Consider the following 21,574-nt stretch of genomic DNA (forward strand, 5'->3'; position numbering starts at 1 on the left):
CGTCGATGGCGCGCACCATAGGCAGCCGTCCGGTCGCTTCTATGACGCTTCCATGTCCCTTTTGTTACACCGCCCCGGGTGCCGGCCGCCCCAGGGGCAGGGCCGTGGTGCGTCCCACGCATGGGAGGCGCAACGCCCCGTCGTCATGGGGCTGTCACGCAGTGCGGGGATAGTCGCCACCGTCCTCACCCCTGACCGGAGTGTAACCCGTGCTGTCCCGCGAGCCCGTGCCCCAAGACCTGATCGTCCGCGACGACGATGACATCCCCTCCAACACCAGCACGGCAGCGCCCTTTGCCGCGGTGCTGGAGGCCCGGCTGAACCGGCGCGGCATGCTGGGGGCGCTGGGCTCGACGGCGCTGCTGGGCGTGCTGGGCGGCTTCCTGCCGCGCGGCGCCCAGGCGGCGGAGGACGCGCCCGCGCCGGTCTCGACCCTGACCTTCAAGGACGTGCCGCTGGTCCATGACGCCAGCCATCATGTGGCCGAGGGCTACGACGCCCAGGTCCTGATCCGCTGGGGCGATGCCGTCGCCAAGGATGCGCCCGCCTTCGACCCCGCCGCCCAGACGGCGGCCGCCCAGGCCAAGCAGTTCGGCTACAACAACGACATGATCGCCTTCTTCCCGCTGCCCGTGGGATCGCAGGCGAGCGACCATGGCCTGCTCTGCATCAATCACGAGTACACCAACACGCCGCTGATGTTCCCCGGCATCGCCGACGAGGACTCGGCACCCGGCGCCATCACCGTCGAACAGGCCGGCATCGAGATCGCCGCCCATGGCATCTCGGTGATCGAGGTCAAGCGCACCGACGGCAAGTGGGCGGTCGTGCCCGACAGCACCTATGCCCGCCGCATCAGCCTGGCCGAGACCGAGTTCACGGTGAGCGGCCCGGTCGCGGGCCATGACAAGCTGAAGACCTCCGCCGATCCGACCGGGACACGCGTGATCGGCACGATCAACAACTGCGCCGGCGGCTGGACGCCCTGGGGCACCTATCTCTCGGCGGAAGAGAACTTCCACCAGTATTTTGCCGGCAAGAACGGCGAGCCGATCTACAAGCGCTATGGCGTCTCGGGCAAGCCCGCCTATGGCTGGGGCCGCCACGTCGCGCGCTTCGACATCGAGAAGGAGCCGAACGAGCCCAACCGCTTCGGCTGGGTAGTCGAGGTCGACCCCTATGACCCGGCAGCGAAGCCGATCAAGCGCACTGCGCTCGGCCACTTCAAGCACGAGAACGCGTCGAGCGTCATCTCGGCCGATGGTCGCCTGGTCGTCTACTCGGGCGATGACGAGCGCTTCGAGTATGTCTACCGCTACGTCTCGACGGGCAAGGTGAACCTGGAGGACCGCGCCGCCAATGCCGGCCTGCTGGACGACGGCGTGCTCTCGGTTGCCCGCTTCAACGAGGACGGCACGGTGACCTGGCTGCCCCTGGTCCATGGCCAGGGTCCCCTCACGGCCGAGAACGGCTTCAACTCCCAGGCGGACGTGCTGCTGGAGACGCGCCGCGCCGCCGACCTGCTGAAGCCGACGCCGATGGACCGGCCGGAAGATGTCGAGGCGAATCCGGTTACCGGCCGGGTTTACCTGATGCTGACCAAGAACGACCGCCGCACGCCCGACCAGGTCGACGCCGCCAACCAGCGCTTCAACAATGTCCATGGCCACGTGATCGAGATGATCCCGCCGGGCGAGGCGGGCGCGGTCGACCACACGGCCGAGACCTTTACCTGGGACATCTTCCTGCGCGGCGGCGATCCGGAAAAGCGCGCCCACGGCGCCAAGTTCGGCAAGGGCACGGCCGATACCGGCTGGTTCGCCAATCCCGACAATGTCGCCTTTGACCCCCAGGGCCGGGTCTGGATCGCGACCGACGGCTTTCCAGACTTCGACCGGCCGGATGGCCTGTTCGCGATGGATGCGGAGGGCGAGGCGCGCGGCCTGTCCAAGCGCTTCTTCGCCTGCCCGCAGGGTGCTGAGATGTGCGGCCCCTGCTTCACGCCCGACGGCACGACCCTGTTCCTGGCGATCCAGCATCCGGGCGAGGGCGACGGCTCGACCTTTGACAAGCCGCTCAACCGCTGGCCCGACAATGTGGACGGCATGCCGCCGCGGCCCGCGATCGTCGTCGTGACCCACCGCGAGGGCAAGCCGATCGGCACCTGATACGCGTTGCGGTACCCCCACAACTCCAGGGCGCGCCATCGGTGCGCCCTTCTCTTTTGCCGTCCTGCGCGATAGGAACGCCTTTGGGCGGGAGGATTGCGATGGATGTTTTTGACCGGCTGAAGGCAGAAGCAGCCGACGACTGGCAGAGCTATGTCAGCCACGCCTTTGTCCGTCGGATGGGCGACGGCACGCTGTCGCAAGGTGCCTTCCGCGCCTATCTGGTCCAGGACTATCTGTTCCTGATCCAGTTCGCGCGGGCCTATGCGCTGGCCGCCTACAAGAGCCGGACGGTCGCCGACATTACGGCGGCACAGGCCGGCCTTGCCGCGATCCTGGAGGAGACGGCGCTGCACGTCCGCCTGTGCGGCCGCTGGGGCCTGTCGCCCGCGGACCTGGAGGCGACGGCCGAGCACAGCACCACGGTCGCCTATACGCGCTTCGTGCTGGACTGCGGCGCCGCCGGCGACCTCCTTGACCTGCACGCAGCGCTTGCCCCCTGCGTCATCGGCTATGCCGAAATCGGCCTGGCCCTGGCGCCCGATGGCGTCGCGGCGCTGGCGGACCATCCCTATCGCGACTGGATCGCCGAATATGCGGGCGATACCTATCAGGGCGTCGCCGCCGCCGCGCGGGCGCATCTGGACGACTTGGCCGCGCGCACGATGACGGAGCGTCGCTTTCCCGACCTGGCACGCATCTTCGGCGCCGCAAGCCGGCTGGAGGCCGACTTCTGGCAGATGGGGCTGGACGCCGCCTGAGGTCTACCGCCCCGCCGGGAGGTAGACGGTAAAGACGCTGCCCTTGCCCGACGTGCTCTCGACGCCCAGCACGCCCTGATGGCGGTTCACGATGTGCTTCACGATGGCCAGGCCCAGGCCGGTCGTCCCCAGGGCGCGGGAGCGGGCGGCATCCACCCGGTAGAAGCGCTCCGTCAGGCGGGGCAGGTGTTCGCGCGCGATGCCCGGCCCCTCGTCCCGCACGGCGATGGCAAAGGCGGCGCCGCGGTGCCGCCAGGCCAGGCCAACGGGCGCCTGCTGCAACAGGCTGGCAGAGATCGTCACCGTCTTGCCCGGCCCGCCATGCAGAATCGCATTGTCGATCAGGTTGTGAAACACCTGATCCAGCTCATGCGCATCGCCCACGGCCGGGGGAAGATCGGGGGCCACATCCAGGACGAGCTGGCCCTGGCCCGCCTGGGCGCGCCATTCCAGGCTTTCGACGGCGCGGCGCAGCACCGCCCCCAGGTCCACGAAGCCCTTTGGCGGGGACAGCTCATTGAGCTCGACCCGCGAAAGGGAAAGCAGGTCGCCGACCAGGCGGGTCATGCGATCGACCTGATGCGCCATGCTGGCCAGGAAGCGATCGCGCGCCGCCGGATCGTCACGCGCCGGGCCTTGCAGCGTCTCGATCGTCGCGGCCACGGCGGCCAGGGGGGTGCGGATCTCGTGGCTGGCATTGGCGACGAAGTCGGCCCGCATCTGCTCGATCCGCTTCGGCGCCGACAGGTCCGTGAACAGCAGGATGGCCCGGGCGCCGAGCGGACCCGCGGGCTCCAGGCTGGCGACCCGGCAGGACAGGTCGCGCGGGACCGGCCCCGCCAGGGTCAATTCCACGACCAGGCTTGAGCCACCTTCCAGCACCCGCTCCACCGCCTGGAGCAGTTCGGGCTGGCGCAGCAGGGTCGGCAGTTCGCGCCCCCGCACCTCCACCCCGAAGAGGTCGATGGCGGCCAGGTTCAGGTGCAGCACCGCCATGTCGAGGCCCAGCAGCAGGATCGGCTCCGGCACGCGATCCAGCACGGTCAGGGCCTCCGCCCGTGCTGCGTCCCCCTCGCCCACCGCGGCGGTGCCGTCGTCGGCGGCGGCTTCCGCAGCGGCCCAGCGCACCGCGCGCGGACCGGTCAACAGGGCGGCGCCCGCCGCCAGGACGGCCAGGATCATCGCGGTCCAGGGCGTCACGCCGCCGGCCAGGGCCAGCAGGACCAGGACCAGGATGGCGGGGCCGCCTGCGACGGCCAGGGCGCGCAGCCGGCGGCCGTGCTCCGGCGCCATCTCAGTCGATCAGGCGCGCGGCGGGGAAGCGGCAGCGCACGACCGTCCCCTGGCCCAGGGCGCTTTCCAGTTCCAGGGTGCCGCCATGCAACTCGATCAGGGCGCGGGTCAGCGGCAGGCCCAGGCCGATGCCGCCATGGCGACGGTCGAGCGCGCCATCGATGCGGCCAAACCGTTCCAGCGCCACCGGCAGCTGTTCCGGTGCCATGCCGGCCCCATCGTCCGCGACCGCCAAGATGAGCTGGTCGTCCCGGCGATAGGCTTCGACCCGGATGTGGCCATTGTCGTGCGTGAAGTCGAGCGCGTTCTGGATCAGGTTGCCCATGGCCTGGCGCACGCGCCGCCCATCTACGTCCAGGCGCGGCAGGTTGGGAGGCACCACCACGGTCAGGGCGATCTTGCGCTGCGCCAGCTCCTCCTCGAAATCAGCCAGGGCGGCCTCGATCAGGTTGCCCGCCTCCACCGGCTCGTAGACCAGTTCCAGCATGCCGGCATCGGCCTTGGACAATTCCAGCAGGCGGTTGATCAGGTTCAGCAGCTTGCGCCCGCCCTTCACGATCTCGACGCTGTAGTCGACATAGCGGCGATCGCCGACCGTGCCGAGGGCCTCGTCCCGGATGATCTCGGAAAAGCCGATGATGGCGTTAAGCGGCGTGCGCAGTTCGTGGCTGACCGTCGCCACGAATTCCGACTTGGCTCGGCTGGCGCGCTCCGCCTCGTCCCGGGCTTCGGCCAGGCTGCGGGCCAGTTCCTTCAGATCGTCGCTCTGCTGTTCCAGCCGCGAGCGGATCGACTGCAGTTCGGCCACGCGGTCGGCCAGTTGCTGCTCGTGCCGCTTCAGCTCCGAGACGTCGTGGTAGATGCGTACCCGCCCCCCGGTGCGCGAACGGTATTCGCGTATGTTCATGTGGTCCGACGGCAGGACCGAGTTGGCCAGGGCCGAGGCTTCCCGCGTCATCGCCGTGGCATAAGGGGTGCCGACGATGGTGCTGTGCGCCAGCAGGGGAAAGCGGCCCAGGTACTTGCTGTTGCTGAGGATCAGGCGGTCGGCGTCGTCGAACAGCAGGAAGCCGTCATCCATCGCCTCAATCGCCTCGCGCAGGATCTCGTGCGCGGTGTCCAGTTCGCGCTGGGCATTGGCCGTCGTCGTGATGTCCCGCCCGGTACCGACATAGCCCAGAAATCGGCCATCCTCGCCAAAGCGCGGCGCCCCGCTTTCCACGATCCGGCGGCCGCCCACCACGCTGTGAAAGTCGCGGAACGGCTTGCGCAGGCCCAGGTCGCGCAGATGCGCGGCCCAGGTCTTCGGATCGTCTCGGATGTCGGCCAGCTCGTGGCGGGCATGGCCGCGCAGCTCGGTCGCTGCAACGCCATAGGTCGCGTCGGGCCCGCCGTCGACGCGAGTCAGGCGGAGGTCGGCATCGGTCTGCCACACCCAGTCGGCCCCCAGCAGCAGCAATGTCTGCGGCAGGTCGGCCAGTGCGGTGCCGATGATCCCCTCGTGCAGAGGCCCGTCCTCCTGCCCTTCGTGTCCCGACCGCACCGGGGGCGACGATCCCGCTTGCGCCCGCCTCAGCGCCGGTGGTCGTGCGCGCTCAGCGCCGCCAGATTGACCAGTTCCGACATTGTAGCGCCCAGCGGTGCGATCTGCACCGGGTGGGACAGGCCAATCAGCAAGGGTCCAATCACCGTGCCGCCGCCCAGTTCCTGCAACAGCTTCGAGGCGATGTTGGCGGAGTGCAGGCCGGGCATGATCAGCACGTTGGCGGGGCTGGTCAGGCGGCAGAAGGGGTAGAGGGCCGCTACCTGCGGGTTCAGGGCGACGTCCACCGCCATCTCGCCATCATACTCGAAGTCGAGGTCGCGCTGATCCAGCAGGGCAACCGCCTCGCGCACATGGTCGGCCGTGCCGCGGATCGGGTTGCCGAAGGTCGAATGCGACAGCAGGGCGACGCGCGGCTCATGCCCCAGGCGGCGGGCGACGGCGGCACTCTGCACCGTGATGTCCGCCAGTTCCGCGGCGGTGGGCCGCTCCGTCACCGACGTGTCGGAGACGAAGATGGTGCGACCGCGCGCCACGATGATCGACAGGCCGAACACGCGCCGCCCCGGCTGGGGGTCGATCACGCGCTGGATCTCTTCCAGCGCGGCGGCATAGGACCGCGTGACGCCGGTGATCATCGCGTCCGCGTCGCCCAGCGCCACCATGCAGGCGGCAAAAGTGTTGCGGTCGTTGTTCACCAGGCGCTGGCAGTCGCGCAGCAGGAAGCCGCGGCGCTGCAGTCGTTCGTAGAGGAACTCGGTGAACTGGGCATTGCTGGTCGAGGTCCGGGCATTGTGGATCTCGATCTGCTCGCCGGGGTCGATGCCGATCGCCGCCAGCGTCGCGTGCACGCGCTCCTCGCGCCCGATCAGGATCGGCGTGCCATAGCCCGCGTTGCGGAAGTCGATGGCGGCGCGGATCACCTTCTCTTCCTCGCCCTCGGCGAAGACGACGCGCTTGGGATTGGCCCGCACGTTCTCCAGGATCAGCGACAGGAGCCCCGCCGTGGGATCCAGGCGCGCCTTCAGCTCGGTGCGATAGGCCGCCATGTCGATGATCGGCCGGCGGGCGACGCCGCTGGCCATCGCGGCCTGGGCCACGGCCGGCGGCACATGGCTGATCAGGCGCGGGTCGAACGGCACGGGGATGATGTACTTGGCCCCGTATTGGGGCCGCGCCCCGGAATAGGCGGCCGCCACCTCGTCCGGCACGTCGGCGCGGGCAAGCTCGGCCAGTGCGTTGACGGCCGCGATCTTCATCGGGTCGTTGATCGTGCGCGCCCGCACGTCCAGCGCACCGCGGAAGATGTAGGGGAAACCCAGGACGTTGTTGACCTGGTTGGGATAGTCGGAGCGGCCCGTGGCCACGATCGCGTCGGAGCGCACGGCCTCCACCTCCTCCGGCGTGATCTCCGGATCGGGATTGGCCATGGCGAAGATGATCGGCTTGTCCGCCATGCTGGCGACCATGGCCGGGGTCACGGCGCCCTTGACCGACAGGCCCAGGAAGACGTCGGCGCCGACCATCGCCTCTTCCAGGGTGCGGGCGCCGGTGGTCACGGCGTGGGCCGACTTCCACTGGTTCATGCCCTCGGTCCGGCCGCGATAGATGACACCCTTGGAATCACACAGGATCGCGTTGTCGGGCGGCAGGCCCATCGCCTTGATCAGCTCAATGCAGGCGATCGACGCGGCCCCCGCCCCGTTCACCACCACCTTGGCGTCGCGGATGCTGCGGCCGGTCAGGTGCAGGGCGTTGACCAGGCCCGCGGCACAGATGATCGCGGTGCCGTGCTGGTCGTCGTGAAAGACGGGAATGTCCATCAGTTCGCGCAGGCGCTGCTCGACCATGAAACATTCCGGCGCCTTGATGTCCTCAAGGTTGATGCCGCCGAAGCTGGGCCCCAGGAACCGGATGCAGTTGACCAGTTCGTCGACGTCCGAGGTATCGACCTCCAGGTCGATCGAATCGACGTCGGCAAAGCGCTTGAAGAGGACGGCCTTGCCCTCCATCACCGGCTTGGACGCCAGCGCGCCCAGGTCGCCCAGGCCCAGGATGGCCGTGCCGTTGGAGATCACGGCGACCAGGTTGCCCTTGGCCGTGTAGTCGAACGCGGTATCCGGATCCGCGGCGATCGCCAGGACGGGCACGGCCACGCCCGGCGAATAGGCAAGGCTGAGGTCCCGCTGCGTCGCCATCGGCTTGGTCGGGACGATCTGCAGCTTTCCTGCCCGGCCGCTCGAATGGAACAGAAGCGCTTCCTCGTCGCTGACCGTATTGCGCTTCGTCACACCCAAGATCCTTATCCGCCCGTGTCGCGGGCGACTATGCCGGGCCGCACTTCCCCGTGTCCAGCGCAGCCCCGCGCAAATCTGGTCCGCATTCCAGGCTGTGGCCCCCCTGCGTCGTGCTAGTGTCCGCCGCCATGCCGGCCCGTGCAGCATCCCCCCCCGATTCCGCAAGAACAGATCCGTCGCCGCCTGACCACAAGCTGACGCCGATGATGGCGCAGTACCTGGAGATCAAGGCAGGCCATGCCGACTGCCTGCTGTTCTATCGCATGGGCGACTTCTACGAGCTGTTCTTCGACGATGCGGTCAAGGCCGCCGCGACGCTCGACATCACCCTGACCCGGCGCGGCAAGCACATGGGGGAGGACATCCCCATGTGCGGCGTGCCGATCCATGCCGCGGACGGCTACCTGGCGCGCCTGATCCGCGCGGGCCATCGCGTCGCCGTGTGCGAGCAGCAGGAGGATCCCGCCGCCGCCCGGGCACGGCCGGGCAAGCAGCCAGTGCGGCGCGACGTGGTGCGCATCGTGACGCCGGGCACGCTGACCGAGGATGCCCTGCTGGATGCCCGCAGCCACAACCATCTGGCGGCGCTGGGCCGGGCGGAGGGGGCGCTGGCACTGGCCTTCACGGACGTCTCGACCGGCGACCTGGCCGTGGAGACGGTTCCCGAGGGCGGAATCCAGGCGGCGCTGGCGCGCGTTGCGCCGCGCGAGCTGCTTGTCGCCGACCGCTGGCTGGACGCACCCTTCCTGGACGCCCTGGACCCGGCCGACCGCGACACGATCACGCCCTTGCCGCTGGCCCGCTTCGACAGTGCCGGCGGCGAGCGGCGGCTGAAGGCGGTCCTGGAGGTCGAGGCGCTTGACGGCTTCGGGGCCTTTACCCGGGCGGAGCTGTCCGCTCTCGGCGCCCTGGTCGAGTACGTCTCCCTGACGCAGAAGGGGCGGATGCCGGCGCTGAAGGCGCCACGCCGGGCCCAGGCGGGCGAGGTGATGGCGATCGACCCCGCCACACGCCGCAACCTGGAACTGGCAACGGGCCCAGGGGGCGGGCGCGAGGGCAGCCTGCTGGCCGCGATCGACATGACTGTGACGGGCCCGGGCGCGCGCCTGCTGGCTGCGTGGGCGGCCGCCCCCCTGACCGATCCCGAGCGCATCGCGATCCGCCACGACATGGTCGAGGCGCTGGTTTCCGCGGAATCGGTGCGCGCCGGCCTGCGGGGCCATCTGCGGGCCTGCCCCGACCTGCAACGTGCCGTCCAGCGCCTGGCCCTGGGCCGTGGTGGCCCGCGCGACCTGGCGGCGGTGCGCGACGCATTGGAGCTGGCGCCCGACATCGCCGACCTGGCGGTCCAGGCCGCCGCGGCCGGCGCAGGCGTGGCGCTGCCGCCGGACGGGCTGGCGCGGGCCGCAGCCGTACTGCGCGGACATGGCGCCCTGGCCGATGCCCTGCGCGCGGCCCTGGCGCAGGAGGTGCCGCTGCTGGCGCGCGACGGTGGCTTCATCGTGCCCGGCCACGACGCCGAACTGGATGCGCAGCGCACCCTGCGGGACGAGGGGCGGCGCCTGATCGCGGCGCTGGAGGGCCGTCTGAAGGCGGAAACCGGGATTGCCAGCCTGAAGGTCCGGCACAACGCCATCATCGGCTATCATGTCGAGGTGCCGGCCGCCCATGCCGAGAAGCTGAGCCGCGATCCCAACTTCATCCACCGCCAGACCATGGCGGGGGCCATGCGCTTCTCGACCGGGGAGCTGGCCGACCTGGCGCAGGCCCTGGCCCAGGCGGCAGACCGGGCGCTGGCGCGCGAGGTGGCCCTGTTCGACGACCTGGTCGCCGCGGTGCTGCGTACCGTGCAGCCGATCGCGCTGGCGGCTGAGGCCCTGGCCCTGGTCGACGTGGTCGCAGCGCTGGCCGAACTGGCGGTGGTCCGCCGCTGGGTGCGGCCCCGGCTGGACGACAGCCGCAGCTTCGCCGTCGCCGGCGGTCGCCATCCGGTGGTCGAGGCCGCGCTGATCCGCAGCAATGCGCCGGCCTTCGTCGCCAATGACTGCCACTTGTCGGACGAGGCGCGGATCTGGCTGCTGACCGGTCCCAACATGGCCGGCAAGAGCACGTTCCTGCGCCAGAACGCGCTGATCGCGATCCTGGCCCAGATGGGCGCCTTCGTGCCGGCCGCCTCGGCTCATCTGGGGATCGTCGACCGCCTGTTCAGCCGGGTTGGCGCGTCCGACGACCTGGCCCGCGGCCGCTCCACCTTCATGGTCGAGATGGTGGAGGCGGCCGCCATCCTGAACCAGGCGGGATCGCGGGCGCTCGTCATCCTGGACGAACTGGGGCGCGGCACGGCCACGTTCGACGGCCTGTCGCTGGCCTGGGCCTCGGTCGAGCACCTGCACGAGGTCAATCGCTGCCGCGCCCTGTTCGCGACGCACTATCACGAGCTGACGGCGCTTGCGACCAAGCTCAAGGCCGTGCGCCTGCACACGATGAAGGTGAAGGAGTGGCAGGGCACGCTCCGCTTCCTGCACGAGGTGACACCGGGGGCCGCCGACCGTTCCTATGGCATCCAGGTCGCACGGCTGGCCGGTTTGCCGGCCGCCGTGATCCAAAGGGCACAGGCGGTCCTGGAGCAGCTGGAGCGGGGGCGCGAGGGCAGCGCCGTCACCCAGATGATCGACGACCTGCCTCTGTTCGCCGCCGCCAAGGCGCAGCAGACCGCGCCCGCGCCCGCCGCCGCCGGGCCTTCTGCGGTTGAGGAAGCTCTGGCGCAGCTTGACCTTGACGACCTGTCGCCGCGTCAGGCGCTGGCCGAGCTTTACCGCCTGAAGGCGCTGGCACATCGCTAGTGCGAAGTATTCGCAACACTTGGCGTGGATGAGCGGTGTTGGCGGCGTTGCCATGCCGCGCACGCAGGGACCGAAAGATTGACTGCGGGTGGTCGGCCACTAGTATCGGGCGCGACACGCCAATAGCCGCATTGCACACACAAGGACAGTCATGGCCGGGGTCCAACGCCCACGCGCGCCGCATCTCCAGGTCTATCGGCCGCAGATCAGCTCGGTGCTCTCGATCTTCCACCGCATGACGGGCTGCGCCCTCGGCGTCGGTACGCTGCTGCTCGCCTGGTGGCTGCTGGCCGCCGCGACCGGGCCTGAGGCCTTTGCCACGGCGCAAGGCTTCTTCGGCTCGTGGTTTGGCCGCCTTGTCCTGTTCGGCTTCACCTGGGCGCTGTCCTATCATTTCCTGAACGGCATCCGGCACCTGTTCTGGGATGCGGGCCTCGGCTTCGAGTTGTCGACGATGGCGAAGTCGGGCTGGGCCGTGCTGGTCGGCTCGGTCGCCATCACGCTTGCACTCTGGGTCCTTGGCTATGCGATGGCCGCCCCGCAGGGAGTTCCGGCATGAGCCTGCGCACCCCCCTCGCCCGGGCCCGCGGCCTGGGCGCTGCCAAGGACGGCGTCCATCACTGGTGGGTGCAGCGCCTGACCGCGATCGCGCTGATCCCGCTCGTCCTGTGGTTCATCGTCTCGACCGCGTCGCTGACCTGGGTCGACCATGCGGGCTTCGTCGCCTGGCTGTCCCAGCCGCTGGTGGCAGTCCTGATGATCGCGCTGCTGGGCACGCTGTTCTATCACCTGAAACTCGGCGCCCAGGTCGTGATCGAGGACTATGTCCATGGCGAGGCGGTCAAGATCGCCTCCCTCGTCGCGCTGAACTTCGCCTGTTTCATTGTCGGACTTGCGGCGATCTTCGCCGTGCTCAAGGTGGCGCTCTAAGTCATGCCCCAGGCCTATAATGTCATCGAACACGTCTATGACGTGGTTGTGGTCGGCGCCGGTGGCGCTGGCCTGCGTGCGACCTTCGGCATGGCCGAGCGCGGCCTCAAGACCGCCTGCCTGACCAAGGTCTTCCCCACCCGCAGCCATACGGTCGCGGCGCAAGGGGGGATCTCCGCCTCGCTCGGCAACATGGGCGAGGATGACTGGCGCTGGCACATGTACGACACCGTCAAGGGGTCCGACTGGCTGGGCGACCAGGACGCCATCGAGTACATGTGCCGCGAGGCCGTGCCCGCGGTGATCGAGCTTGAGCACTATGGCGTGCCGTTCAGCCGCACGCCCGACGGCAAGATCTATCAGCGCGCCTTTGGCGGCATGACCACGCACTTCGGCCAGGGTCAGGCGCAGCGCACCTGCGCCGCGGCCGACCGCACGGGCCATGCGATTCTGCACACGCTTTACCAGCAGAGCCTGCGCCACCATGCCGAGTTCTTTGTCGAGTACATCGTCCTCGACCTGCTGATGCAGGACGGCGTGTGCCGCGGCGTGCTGGCCTGGTGCCTGGACGACGGCTCGATCCACCGCTTCCAGGCCAATGTCGTGGTCCTGGCGACGGGCGGCTATGGCCGCGCCTATTTCTCCTGCACTTCGGCCCATACCTGCACCGGCGACGGCGGCGGCATGGTGCTGCGCGCCGGCCTGCCGCTGCAGGACATGGAGTTCGTGCAGTTCCACCCGACCGGCATCTACGGCTCGGGCTGCCTGATCACCGAAGGCTCGCGCGGCGAGGGCGGCTACCTTGTCAATTCCGAGGGCGAGCGCTTCATGGAGCGCTATGCCCCGTCGGCCAAGGACCTGGCCAGTCGCGACGTCGTCAGCCGCGCCATGACGATCGAGATCCGGGAAGGTCGCGGCGTCGGTCCGAACAAGGACCACATCTACCTGCACCTGGATCACCTGGATCCCAAGATCCTGCACGAGCGCCTGCCCGGCATTTCGGAATCCGCGCGCATCTTCGCGGGCGTCGACGTGACCAAGCAGCCGATCCCGGTCCTGCCGACCGTGCACTACAACATGGGCGGCATCCCCACGAACTATTTCGGCGAAGTCGTCACGCTTAAGGACGGCGACCCCGACTACATCGTCCCCGGCCTGATGGCGATCGGCGAGGCGGCCTGCGTTTCGGTCCATGGCGCCAACCGCCTGGGCTCGAACTCGCTGATCGACCTGGTCGTGTTCGGCCGGGCCGCGGCGATCCGCGCGGCCGAACTGGTCAAGCCGGGGCAGAAGCAGCCCAGCCTGCCGCGCGACATCGACCATCAGGCGCTGGAGCGTTTTGACCGCCTGCGCAATGCCAAGGGGTCTGAGCCGACCGCGAAGATCCGTGCCGCGATGCAGCGCGTGATGCAGAACAACTGCGCCGTGTTCCGCACCGGCGACGTGCTGCACGAAGGGCGCGAGTTGATCGCCCAGGTCCATGACCAATGGGCCCATGTCGGAATTTCCGACCGGACCCTGGTCTGGAACACCGACCTGCTGGAGACGCTGGAGCTCGACAACCTGCTGGGCCAGGCGATCGTCACGATGGAGGGGGCGGCCAACCGCCAGGAATCGCGCGGCGCCCATGCCCGCGAGGACTTCGCCAACCGCGACGACGAGAACTGGATGAAGCACACCCTGGCCTGGGCCGATGCCCGTGGCCGGGTCACGCTGGACTACCGGCCGGTGCACACCTACACCCTGACGGACGAGATCCAGTACATCCCGCCCAAGGCCCGCGTCTATTGATCGGGCCCAAGGCGGCACAGGCGAAGATCCCCCGGCCCTGCCGGGGGCGAGACACTTCAAGGACAGGCCCGCGTCGGCGGGTGGCAAGGGACAGGGCGCGATGGTTCAGCTGACGCTGCCGAAGAATTCGAAGGTCGGCAAGGGCAAGACGTGGAAGGCGCCAGCCGGCGCCAAGCGCATCAAGCAGTTCGACATCTATCGCTGGAACCAGGACGACGGCAAGAATCCGCAGGTCGATACGTTCGAAGTCGACCTGGATACCTGCGGGCCGATGGTCCTGGACGCGATCATCAAGATCAAGAACGAGATCGACCCGTCGCTGACCTTCCGCCGGTCGTGTCGCGAAGGCGTCTGCGGCTCGTGCGCGATGAACATCGACGGTACCAACACGCTGGCCTGCACCAAGGCGATCGAGGACGTGAAGGGCGCGGTGCGCATTTCGCCCTTGCCGTCGCTGCCGGTCATCAAGGACCTGGTGCCCGACCTCACCAACTTCTTCGCCCAGTACGCCCTGATCGAGCCCTGGATGAAGACCGACTCGGCCCCGCCCGAGCGCGAGCGGGTGCAGAGCCAGGATGACCGGGCCAAGCTGGACGGCCTGTACGAGTGCATCCTGTGCGCCTGCTGCACCACCTCGTGCCCCAGCTACTGGTGGAACGGCGACCGCTTCCTGGGCCCGGCCATCCTGCTCCAGGCCTATCGCTGGCTGGTCGACAGCCGCGACGAGCACACGGGCGAGCGCCTGGACGCGCTGGAGGATCCGTTCCGCCTTTATCGCTGCCACACGATCATGAACTGCGCCAAGACCTGCCCCAAGGGACTGAGCCCGGCCAAGGCGATCGCCGGCATCAAGCAGATGATGGTTGAGCGGCGCGGCTGATCCGCCGCAATCTCCCCTCGATCCGGCCTCCCGCCGCATGCTTGAATGCGGCGGGAGGTCCGCTTGTCCTGACTTCGCGGCAGGAACGTGACGACTGCAGGCGGGACGCGCCGACCGACGGCCGTCGCCCTTTGACCGCCTGACCCCTGCATGCCTGTCGATCGTTGCACGACGCGTGCGGCACGCGCATGGTTGGGGAGCGACCCATAGACTGACTGAACGGTCAGCGATTTTTCGGGTCTGGTTGGAGATCCGGTCGGCCCTCGCAGTGTGCGCCTTCGATAATCCGCAACGGCATGTTTATTGGAACTGGATGGTCCTGACTTGAGACCATCCCCTGCGGATCGCGCACTGCCCCGCCACCTTGAATAGACGCCTGCACCAAGTCAGCGGACCGCCGCACCAAAAACCTTTGAGTACATTTCAGTTTCCTGAAACAGCGTTCGCATGGCCGAACGGCTGGCGCCGGCATTTGGATACCGTCGGCATGACCCTTGCCGATTGTAATTCCACAAACGACCAATAGCTCGAACAGCGTTCACAGAACCGTTGCGGGCGCGCCGATCCGCCGTCATCATCGTGATCCTCGCAGGGTGCGAGCAACAAGGACTTCATGGCGGACGGGCCGCCACTGCCGGTGTCATCGGGACGGGGCCGATGACATCCATGACAAGGCAGGCCAGGCCCGAACCGTTATTGTACGGACAGCAGGATTGGGGGAGACGTGGGCGCACAAAGCTTTATTCGGCCGGGGGTCGAGCCGGGGCCGACCTTTTCATTGCGTGACGCCAAGAAGTTCGCAAAGCAGGTGGCCCTTTACGAAGCAGCCGTCGAACTGTTTTCAGCGCGGGACTATGACAGCGTCAGCGTCGACGAGATCTGCGTGAAGGCGGGCGTCGGCCGGGCGACCTTTTTCCGCCTGTTCGGCAGCAAGGCCGGCCTGGTCGAGGAGTTCAACCGACGGTTGGCCGTAACGATCCAGGACCGCGTCGCCGGCGCCCGGGCCAGCAGCCTGAAGGCCCTGCAGATCATCATCGACGTGATCCGCGAAGCGTGGATGAGCAACACCCCCTTCCTGAAGCGCATGGTCCAGGAATACCTGCGGCAGCTCGAATCGCCCTATGACACCCGCTCCTCCGCCTCGGCCGACGCCAACCAGCAGGGTGGTCGCGCTTTGGTCGAGATCGCGGTGCGCCACATCATGCAGGGCCAGGCCAAGGGCGAGGTGGCACGCGACCTGGACGCCGACTTCCTTGGCCTATGCTTCATGAACCAGCTGGGCGTCGCCATCGCCAGTTGGATCACCGAGGGGGGCGATGATCTCGACCAGTTGCGCGCCAAGATCGACCAGGTGTCGCGCGTCATGCTCAGGGGCATGACCCCCTGACGTCCGCGGGGCGCCGGGTCTGGCGCCCCGATGTCCGCAGGGCGCCACCAGGGCGCCCCGGCGGGTTCCGTGTCCAGGTTTGATCGCAGGCCACTTCCCCAACCCTGCTCGGCCCCGACGAACCGGGGGACGTAGGGGAGCGGGTTGGTCATGCCTCAACCTGAACCCATCCTGCCCTGAGCGCGGCGAGGCGCGCGCCAAGGCGCCTGAGCGCGGCCAGAGCGCGCCCAGGCCCGCTGGCCGGCCGCGCAACGCCGCTGCCGTCCTTGCCACCCCCCTGCCAAACCAGTCGGTGCCCAGCACGACCGACCCGTTTGCCCGACTCTGAATCCGGCCTGCCGCGCGTCGTGCGGCGGGCCGCCCGTGTTCCAATGCCGTCGCCGCCGCCCCGGCGGCGCCCTGGAGCATGCGGAACGGGGTGTTGAAGCGCCACTTGCGGTGATACTGGATCGCGCATACGAGATACGTATATCGCTACTACGTGACACTTTTTATTGCGTAAGTCGCATTTTCATGGTCATCATGCCTCTTGAATGAGAGAACGGGCCGGCGGCGGTGCCGGTCCAACATCAGGGGGGGGCTTGATGCCTGATACGCGTCACGGGGAGGACCGGGCAAACCGGCACCCCAGGAATCGCCGGCTGCGCTGGGGTCTGCTCGGCAGCACGGTCCTGGCCGCCATCGCGGCCACGGGTCCCGCGGGTGCCGGCGAATGGACCTTTGGCGATGTCGTCATTTCGAACCAGAACCAGGTGTCGGTCGGGGCCATCGTCCGCACCTCCACCCGGGACAGCCGCTTCATCTCGACGGCGAACGGTGGCTCGCTGGCGCTGAGTTCGTCGGCCGACAACGGCAACCTGAATTTCGACCAGGGGAGCATCGTCTCCAACCCGATCACGGCGACGTCGGAACTCAGCGTCATCTACAACGCAAGCCCGAGCAGCCGCTTCGGCGTCTATGGCCGCGGGCGCGTGTTCTATGACTGGGTATTCGACGTCAACAACCTCGACTCGAACGGCTTCAATCCGGGCTTCGTCGCCGGCCCTGGAACGCCGCCCGGAACCAACCCCAATTTCGCGCGCGCCCAGCAGTTCAACGGTCGCCTCGACCCCCAGGCGCAGGATCGCGCCCGCTACGGGGCCGAGATGCAGGACTACTACGCGCTGGCCAGCTTCGACGTCGGCTCGATGCCGACCAATGTCAGGGTCGGCAACCAGATCCTCAACTGGGGCGAGGCGCTGTTCACACAGAACGCCATCTCCATCATCAACCCGCTGGACCTGCAGAAGCTGCGGGTCCCCGGATCCGAAGTGCGCGATGCGCTGGTCCCCATCAAGATGTTCTGGGCGGCGATCGAGCCGGTACCCGGCCTGTCGTTCGAAGGCTTCTATGCCTGGGATTTCGAGGGCGCGCGGTTCGAGCCTTCGGGCACGTTCTTCGGCTCGGAGGCCTTCACCCAGGGGATGGAAGGGCTGACCCAGATCGCACTGGCCGGCGACAACAATTGCGGCGTGCCCCTGCCGCGACCGGGCGGCAGCAACCCGCAGGGCGGCGGCCTGATCCCCGACCTGGCGTGCACCGGCGGCCCACGCATCACATACGAACGGCGCGACCAGGACCGCGGCGATTTCGGCTTCGCGATGCGCTACTTCTCCGAGGAACTGAACAACACGGAATTCGGCCTCTACTACGTCAACTATCAGAGCCGCATTCCGTCGATCGCCTATCGGACGCCCGGCGTCCTGGCCACCGGCCCCGATGCAGCGGGCAACAGCGCCTCCAGCATCAACCGCAACAACAGCGAATACTACCTCTACTACCCTGACGACATCCGGATGTATGGCGTCAGCTTCAACACGTCGCTCGACAGCCTGGGCATCGCGGTGAATGGCGAGTTCTCGTACAAGGAGAACCAGTTCGCGGTGGTCGACGACTCGATCGTGACCTTCAGCTACCTGCAGGCGCTGGGCGAGCTGGGCGGCATTTCCGGCCGCTATCCGGGTGCCGTGCCGGATCCGACGTCGCCGGGCAACTATATCGTGCCGTGCCGCATCAATCCGGATGGGCAGACGCTGAACACCGGCTGCGCTGGCGAGGAGATCCTCTATGACGGCGGGCTGCGCTTCGACACGCAGAACATCAACCTGCGCGGCACGAAGCAGTTCGGCCAGTCGGCCTTCGTCCCGTCGCTGCTGGGCGCCGACACCTGGTCGGTCATCGTCGAAGGCGCGGTGATCCACGCCGACGTCGATACCGAGACGTTCAAGTTCAACGTGGCGAACGCCGTCAACAATGGCTTCACCAACGACATCGCCGGCAACCTGCCCACACGCTGGTCGTTCGGATACGTCCTGTCGACCAACGTGACCTATCCGAGCGCCTTCGGCACGCCGATCAACCTGACCCCGGCCATGTCGTTCAGCCATGGCGTCAGCGGCACCACGCCCGTCTTCGGCGGCTTCACCGAGGGGGTGAAGACGGTGAACCTGGCCCTGCGGGCGGACTATCTGGTCAACCTGTCGGCGACCATAAACTTCAACAAGAGCTTTGGCGGCGGCGCCCAGAACAGCAACGCCGACAAGGACTTCCTGGGCCTGACGGTGTCCTATTCGTTCTAGGACAACGGCGCCCTTCACGCACCCGCCGCGCCGTCGTTGACCCGGACCAGCCACCCGGGTCGCGGCACCGCTGCCCACCGGCTCCCGAACGGTTCGGGACCCGGTGGGGCGATGGCAGGCGGTACGGCTGCCCCGCGCTCTCCTGGGCGGGGTTCCGGATCGGCCGGCGGTCACCCGCAAGCCGGTTACTGAGTTCAAACTTGGGCGGCCGGGTCAATCCGGCCGCCCCTTTTTTTGCAGGGCCCGCCCCAGGCCCCGACCACGGTGGTCCAGCGAGACGACCCCATTCTAAAATGGGTTCGGGTGACACCCATTGTGTGTCATTGGCGCACTAGTGGGATACCAAGGTGCCCAATTTTGATATCCGCACTGCAAAATTCCGACGCTCTCCATTGACACCGTTAATACCTGACGGCGGAGTGTGCCCCCAGCGTGGTTGGCTTATCCACGCCCTGGCCGGTGCTGGCTGCATCGGCCCAAGGGGTCGGGAATTTCAGGAGGGGGCTTTATGCCAGTGAAGGGTATTGCGCAGCCTAAGGCGGAACGCGGGCTGCTCGGCGGCATCGTCGCCGCTGCACTCGTGGCCGGTGGCGCCGGTGCGGCACAGGCGGCCGAATGGACGTTCGGCGACGTTGTCATCACCAATCAGAACCAGGTTTCGGTGGGTGCCACCATCCGGACCTCGCCCCGCGACGAGCGGTTCATCGGTACGCCGAACGGCGGTTCGCTTGCCCTCACCCCCGCGGGTGACAACGGCAACCTGAACTTCGACCAGGGCAGCATCACGTCGAACCCGATCACGGCGCAGTCGGAACTGTCGGTGATCTGGTCGCCGGGCAACAACCAGCGCTTCGGCGCCTATGTTCGCGGCCGCGCGTTCTATGACTGGGTGTTCGACGTCAACAACCTGGACTCGAACGGCTTCAACCCGAACCTGGCCGTGCCGCCGGGCGTCAATCCGAACAGCGCCCGCAGCATCTACTTCAACGGCGCCCTGGACCCGCAGGCCCAGGACCGCGCGCGCTATGGCCTGGAGGCGCTGGACTACTACGCGCTGGCCAGCTTCGACATTGCCGGGAACCCGTTCAACATCCGCGTCGGCAACCAGATCCTGAACTGGGGCGAGGCGCTGTTCACGCAGAACGCGATCTCGATCATCAACCCGCTGGACCTGCAGAAATTCCGCGTTCCCGGCTCCGAACTGCGTGACGGCCTGGTGCCGATCAAGATGGTCTGGGCGTCGTACGAACTGATGCCCGGCCTGTCGTTCGAAGGCTTCTATTCCTGGGACTTCGAGGGCCTGGTGTTGGAGCCCGCGGGCACGTTCTTCGGCTCCGAAGGCGCGTCGCAGGGGGCCGAGGGCATCGGCCATATCGGCTTCTCGTGCGATGGCGCGGCGGGCCTGCCCCGTCCGACCAATCCGTTCGGCTCTGGCCAGATCGACGATCCGAGCTGCGGCCTGGGCGTTCCCATCACGTACGAGCGGCGCGACCAGAACCGCGGCGACTTCGGCTTTGCCGCGCGTTACTATTCCGAGGAGCTGAACAACACCGAGTTCGGCCTCTATTACGTCAACTATCAGAGCCGCTTCATCTCGATCGCGTACCGCACGCCGGACACGCTGAGCGCCAACCCGGCCGACACGACCAATCGGGGCGAGTACTACCTGTACCATCCCGATGACCAGAAGATGTACGGCCTGAGCTTCAACACCTCGATCGACAGCCTGGGCTGGGCGCTGAACGGCGAGTTCTCCTACAAGGAGAACGTCCCCGTGATCCTGGACGACTCGATCGTCACCAATGCCTACCTGATCGCATCGGGCGTGCTGCCGGGCATGTATGCCAACTACCCGGGCCTGGTGAACGTGCCCGGCGTCAACGGCCTGCCGACCGGCCTGCAGACCCTGCCCTGCCGCCTCAATGCGAATGGCACGCTGAACTCGGGCTGCGCCGGCCAGGAGATCCGCTATGACACGCGGGTCGACGCGCAGAACTTCAACCTGCGCGGCACCAAGTCCTTCCAGGCGTCGAGCTTCGTTCCGTCGCTGCTGAACGCCGATGCGTGGACGGTGATCGTCGAGGGTGCGGTGATCCACGCCGACTTCGACACCGAGACCTTTGTCGGCAACGCGCCCAACAGCGTGAACGTCAACAACGGTCCGTTCATCACCAACTTCGTCAGCGGCAACACGCCGACGCGCTGGTCGTTCGGCTACACGCTGGTGACCAACGTGACCTATCCGGCGGTGTTCGGCACGGCCGTCAACCTGACCCCGGGCCTGGCCTTCAGCCACGGCGTGTCGGGCACGACGCCGATCTCCGGCGGCTTCACCGAAGGCGTCAAGTCGGTGAACCTGTCGCTGAAGGCGGACTACCTGATCAACCTGTCGGCCGCGATCAACTTCTCCAAGAGCTGGGGCGGTGGCGCTGCGAACACCAATGCCGACAAGGACTTCCTGGGCCTGACCGTCTCCTACTCGTTCTGAGCGAGGAGACCCACGAGACCCGCTCCCCGTCGATGCGCCGGGCTAGCCCCCCGGTGCGCGGCAAAGCTGCCCGCAGGCCGATCCGGCTGTAGCGGGGCGATGGGGAACGGTACGGGCGCGCCTCGCGGATTCCTGGGCGAGGCACCCGGGACCGGCTGGCGGAGCGATCCGCAAGGTTGGTTCACTGAGAGTAATACTTGGGCGGCCGGCATCAGCCTGGCCGCCCTTTTTTTCGTCTCGCATCGGGATGGGCGTGCACCCGCCCTTGAGCCGGCGCCGGCACGGCGCTGGCCCCTTGGCGTCAAACCCTGATTGAACGGTCCTGAAGCCGCGTGCGGGCCACCCAGCACCGCTCGCTCAGGCGGTGCCGCTGCGCGGCTTTGCGACAGGTCTTGGCTTCGGTGGCAACGGCGCTGGCCCATGGACTGGGGGCAGGCGATCCAGGCAGTCTGGGCACAGGCAGGACGCAGGCCCCGCGGGCATGGCGCGGGCGGCCACCTCCATGCACCAGCAGCCCCCCGCCGGGCGGCAGGTCAGCGCCGCGCCGCAGCGGCCGCACGCAACCGTGCGACCCG

13 protein-coding genes are annotated in these 21,574 nt (G+C 67.9%); 10 read left to right on the forward strand and 3 right to left on the reverse strand.

Features of this window, described 5'->3' with window-relative positions; translation table 11 throughout:
• Positions 1–209: 209 nt before the first annotated feature.
• Positions 210–2,168 carry a PhoX family protein gene (locus tag ACI6GS_RS02220; RefSeq protein WP_439816143.1) on the forward strand — a complete coding sequence of 653 codons (1,959 nt, stop codon included), beginning with the start codon at positions 210–212 and terminating at the stop codon, positions 2,166–2,168.
• 101 nt (positions 2,169–2,269) lie between these two features.
• Positions 2,270–2,929, forward strand: a complete 660-nt coding sequence (locus ACI6GS_RS02225) for a TenA family protein (protein WP_439816144.1) — start codon at positions 2,270–2,272, stop codon at positions 2,927–2,929.
• A gap of 3 nt (positions 2,930–2,932) precedes the next feature.
• On the opposite strand, the gene ACI6GS_RS02230 is transcribed toward ACI6GS_RS02225, so the two are convergent.
• From ACI6GS_RS02230 to ACI6GS_RS02240, 3 genes are read right to left on the reverse strand one after another with little or no spacing between them, the layout of a single operon-like run.
• Positions 2,933–4,222 (reverse strand): ATP-binding protein, encoded by a 1,290-nt coding sequence (locus ACI6GS_RS02230; protein WP_439816145.1) that lies wholly within the window; start codon positions 4,220–4,222, stop codon positions 2,933–2,935.
• A 1-nt stretch (position 4,223) separates the two neighbouring features.
• Positions 4,224–5,765 (reverse strand): ATP-binding protein, encoded by a 1,542-nt coding sequence (locus ACI6GS_RS02235; RefSeq protein ID WP_439816146.1) that lies wholly within the window; start codon positions 5,763–5,765, stop codon positions 4,224–4,226.
• Between the two features lie 29 nt (positions 5,766–5,794).
• Complete coding sequence (locus ACI6GS_RS02240) at positions 5,795–8,065, reverse strand: NADP-dependent malic enzyme (RefSeq protein WP_439817922.1); 2,271 nt, start codon at positions 8,063–8,065, stop codon at positions 5,795–5,797.
• Positions 8,066–8,265: 200 nt separating this feature from the next.
• Between ACI6GS_RS02240 and mutS the strand changes: the two genes are divergently transcribed.
• From mutS to ACI6GS_RS02280, 8 genes are all read left to right on the forward strand, one after another.
• The gene (gene mutS, locus ACI6GS_RS02245) at positions 8,266–10,905 is read left to right on the forward strand and encodes a DNA mismatch repair protein MutS (protein ID WP_439816147.1); all 2,640 of its coding nucleotides are present in this window, start codon (positions 8,266–8,268) and stop codon (positions 10,903–10,905) included.
• Between the two features lie 151 nt (positions 10,906–11,056).
• Positions 11,057–11,464, forward strand: a complete 408-nt coding sequence (gene sdhC, locus ACI6GS_RS02250; protein WP_439816148.1) for a succinate dehydrogenase, cytochrome b556 subunit — start codon at positions 11,057–11,059, stop codon at positions 11,462–11,464.
• Positions 11,461–11,835, forward strand: coding sequence for a succinate dehydrogenase, hydrophobic membrane anchor protein (gene sdhD, locus ACI6GS_RS02255; RefSeq protein ID WP_439816149.1), 375 nt, complete (start codon positions 11,461–11,463; stop codon positions 11,833–11,835). Before sdhC ends, sdhD begins: the two co-directional genes overlap by 4 nt.
• 3 nt (positions 11,836–11,838) lie before the next feature.
• Entirely contained in the window at positions 11,839–13,626 is a 1,788-nt protein-coding gene (sdhA, locus tag ACI6GS_RS02260) for a succinate dehydrogenase flavoprotein subunit (protein ID WP_439816150.1), read from the forward strand.
• A gap of 100 nt (positions 13,627–13,726) precedes the next feature.
• A complete protein-coding gene (locus ACI6GS_RS02265) occupies positions 13,727–14,506 on the forward strand; it encodes a succinate dehydrogenase iron-sulfur subunit (protein ID WP_439816151.1) in 780 nt (259 codons plus the stop codon).
• Positions 14,507–15,314: 808 nt separating this feature from the next.
• Positions 15,315–15,893, forward strand: coding sequence for a TetR/AcrR family transcriptional regulator (locus ACI6GS_RS02270; protein ID WP_439816152.1), 579 nt, complete (start codon positions 15,315–15,317; stop codon positions 15,891–15,893).
• A gap of 584 nt (positions 15,894–16,477) precedes the next feature.
• Complete coding sequence (locus tag ACI6GS_RS02275) at positions 16,478–18,511, forward strand: DUF1302 domain-containing protein (protein WP_439816153.1); 2,034 nt, start codon at positions 16,478–16,480, stop codon at positions 18,509–18,511.
• 508 nt (positions 18,512–19,019) lie between these two features.
• Positions 19,020–20,999: a DUF1302 domain-containing protein gene (locus ACI6GS_RS02280; protein ID WP_439816154.1), complete on the forward strand. Its 1,980-nt coding sequence runs from the start codon at positions 19,020–19,022 to the stop codon at positions 20,997–20,999.
• Positions 21,000–21,574 lie beyond the last annotated feature (575 nt).

This window comes from Zavarzinia sp. CC-PAN008, assembly GCF_051903925.1.
Lineage (GTDB): Bacteria > Pseudomonadota > Alphaproteobacteria > Zavarziniales > Zavarziniaceae.